Consider the following 2755-nt stretch of genomic DNA (forward strand, 5'->3'; position numbering starts at 1 on the left):
ACTCGCCGACGAAATGGGTGAGCTGCAAGAGCGCATAACCTCGACGCGGGGGCGGTCGATCACCTCGATGCAGGCTGTCTATGTGCCCGCCGATGACTACACCGATCCAGCACCGGCAACGACGTTCTCGCACCTGGACGCCACCACCGAGCTGTCCCGTGCGGTGTTCTCCAAGGGCATCTTCCCCGCCGTGGATCCGCTGGCGTCGAGCTCTACCATTCTTGACCCCGGTGTCGTTGGTGAGGAGCACTACCGTGTGGCGCAGGAAGTCATTCGGATCCTGCAGCGGTACAAGGATCTTCAGGACATCATTGTGATCCTCGGTATCGATGAACTCTCTGAAGAGGACAAACAATTGGTGAACCGGGCCCGGCGCATCGAGCGGTTCCTCTCCCAGAACATGATGGCGGCTGAACAGTTCACTGGGCAACCGGGTTCGACGGTCCCGGTCAAGGAAACCATCGACGTATTCGATCGCTTGTGCAAGGGGGACTTCGATCACGTGCCCGAGCAAGCCTTTTTCTTAATTGGTGGTCTCGACGACTTGGCAAAGAAGGCCGAGAGCTTCGGTGTCAAGTTGTGACCCAATCTAGTTAACGGCGAAAGGGGTTGTGCATGGCTGAATTGAATATTGAGATTGTCGCCGTCGACCGAAAGATCTGGTCGGGCAAGGGCACCTTTTTATTCACCCGTACCACCGTCGGCGAGATCGGCATCCTGCCTCGGCATATCCCTGTAGTGGCCCAACTAGTCGACGACGCTATGGTGCGCGTTGAACGGGAAGGCAAAAAAGATTTACGGGTTGCGGTGGACGGTGGTTTTTTGTCGGTGACCGAGGAAGGGGTCAGTATTCTCGCCGAATCCGCTGAAGTCGAATCAGAGATTGACGAGAACGCCGCCAAGCAAGATGCTGAGTTCGACGACCCACGTATCGCCGCCAGGGGTCGCGCCCGATTGCGTGCCGTCGGCGCGATCGACTAGCCGCTGATGAGCGCGCCCATGATCGGCATGGTCGTGCTCGTCGTCACGTTGGGTGCAGCGGTCCTTGCCTTGAGCTATCGGTTATGGAAACTGCGCCAGGGTGGAACGGCTGGGATTATGCGAGACATCCCGGCGGTCGGAGGCCATGGCTGGCGTCATGGTGTGATTCGCTATCGGGGCGGGGAAGCTGCCTTCTACCGGCTGTCTAGCCTGCGGTTGTGGCCGGATCGCCGGCTGAGCCGACGAGGTGTTGAGATTGTGGCTCGGCGCAGCCCGCGTGGCGACGAGTTCGACATTATGACCGACAAGATCATCGTATTGGAACTGCGCGATACGACGCAGGATCGCAGGTCGGGATACGAGATTGCCCTTGATCAGGGCGCAATGACTGCATTCCTGTCGTGGCTCGAGTCGCGACCTTCACCACGTGCACGGCGTCGCAGTGTCTGAAGCAACCGACCTGGAAAAGTTTTGAGGACACGACCGGTTCTGCTAAGGCGGGGATGTTCTGGTGTACGTACTCTTCGAGTTGCACATCCAGCAGTGTTTTACTGATATTGCTAGCGATAGCCGACAAGATCCTCGACGGTGCACTCTTGCTCCCCGTAAACCTGTTTGATGCGAGGCTCTCGCACCTTGGTTCCGGCTGCTCTGGCCCGCTCGAACTGGATGCTCACGCTACTGACTCAGACCTTCATGATGTGTGTCACCGTGTTAGCTCCGGGCGGTTGTTGCTTGCCCCGAACATCGGCTACGGTTATTGGGCTGTTTATGTCAACGCTCAGCTGTGCCCGGTGGTTTTGGCTGGTCTGTGTCCGCTCGACGAAGCCGAAGGCCGTGGTAAGCTATCTTGTCGTTGCGCATACGTCCGGGTAGATGAGTACTAGGGATCACAGTCGCCGGAGGAATTAACAGAGTGTATCATACATAGTGGTTATCCTTGTGTTAGTGCAGCTTTCGCCGATCAGCCACCCGGTCGCCACAGCACGTCATCGCCCGCATTGGCTGTCCGCGACAGGATAAAGAGCAGGTCCGACAGCCGATTCAGGTATCTCGCGGGAAAAACACTGACCATTCCCGGGTGAGCTTCGAAAGCGGCCCACACCGATCGCTCGGCCCGACGCGCGACAGCACGAGCGACATGCAATAGCGCTGACAATGGTGAACCACCTGGTAGCACAAAGGAGTTCAGTGCGGGCAACGGTGCGTTATATACATCGCACCACCTCTCGAGTCGATCAATGTATGCCTGGGTGATCCGTAGCTGAGGATACTCGGGATTTTCCGCTGGGTCTTTCAAGGGAGTGGACAGATCTGCGCCGGCATCGAACAAATCATTTTGGGTCTGTCGCAGTACACTAGCGATTTTCTGGTCGGGATCTCCCAGGGCCAGTGCGACGCCGATCGCGGAGTTGGTTTCGTCGCAGTCCGCGTATGCCACGAGGCGAAGATCGGTTTTCGAGACCCGTGAAAAATCACTCAACCTCGTTGTCCCGTTGTCGCCAGTTCGCGTGTAGATGCGGGTTAGGTGTATTGCCATGACTAAACGGTACTTGGCTGCATTTGCTTGGCTCGATTGTGTGACTCGCCATCTGCCCGCTCTTCGCGACTACGCCCGTCGGTGTGCCCGCGTCTACAATGTGCGGTCCACTGAGGCTCTGCGCAATCGGATTAGTAAATCAGTATATTCCTAGTTTTGTGTGCTGGGAATTCGTTGAGTAATTGTCGGTTTGGTGAGTTGCGGGTAGGGGAAGGCTGGTTGTTGAGTTGGTGT

Annotated in this window: 4 protein-coding genes; 3 read left to right on the forward strand and 1 reads right to left on the reverse strand. The window is 57.2% G+C overall.

Annotated elements, in window-relative coordinates; genetic code table 11:
• The 3 genes from MUBE_RS14355 to MUBE_RS14365 form a co-directional block, all read left to right on the forward strand.
• Nucleotides 1-583 (forward strand): ATP synthase beta subunit C-terminal domain-containing protein (locus MUBE_RS14355; protein WP_481318839.1); only part of this gene is annotated, 583 nt, incomplete at its 5' end.
• 32 nt (nucleotides 584-615) lie between these two features.
• Nucleotides 616-981: a F0F1 ATP synthase subunit epsilon gene (locus MUBE_RS14360; RefSeq protein WP_116541054.1), complete on the forward strand. Its 366-nt coding sequence runs from the start codon at nucleotides 616-618 to the stop codon at nucleotides 979-981.
• Nucleotides 982-987: 6 nt separating this feature from the next.
• The gene (locus tag MUBE_RS14365) at nucleotides 988-1431 is read left to right on the forward strand and encodes a DUF2550 domain-containing protein (RefSeq protein ID WP_116541055.1); all 444 of its coding nucleotides are present in this window, start codon (nucleotides 988-990) and stop codon (nucleotides 1429-1431) included.
• 514 nt (nucleotides 1432-1945) lie between these two features.
• Here the strand turns inward: MUBE_RS14365 and MUBE_RS14375 are convergent.
• Nucleotides 1946-2521 (reverse strand): cob(I)yrinic acid a,c-diamide adenosyltransferase, encoded by a 576-nt coding sequence (locus MUBE_RS14375; RefSeq protein ID WP_116541057.1) that lies wholly within the window; start codon nucleotides 2519-2521, stop codon nucleotides 1946-1948.
• Nucleotides 2522-2755: the final 234 nt, after the last annotated feature.

This window comes from Mycobacterium uberis (assembly GCF_003408705.1).
Lineage (GTDB): Bacteria > Actinomycetota > Actinomycetes > Mycobacteriales > Mycobacteriaceae > Mycobacterium > Mycobacterium uberis.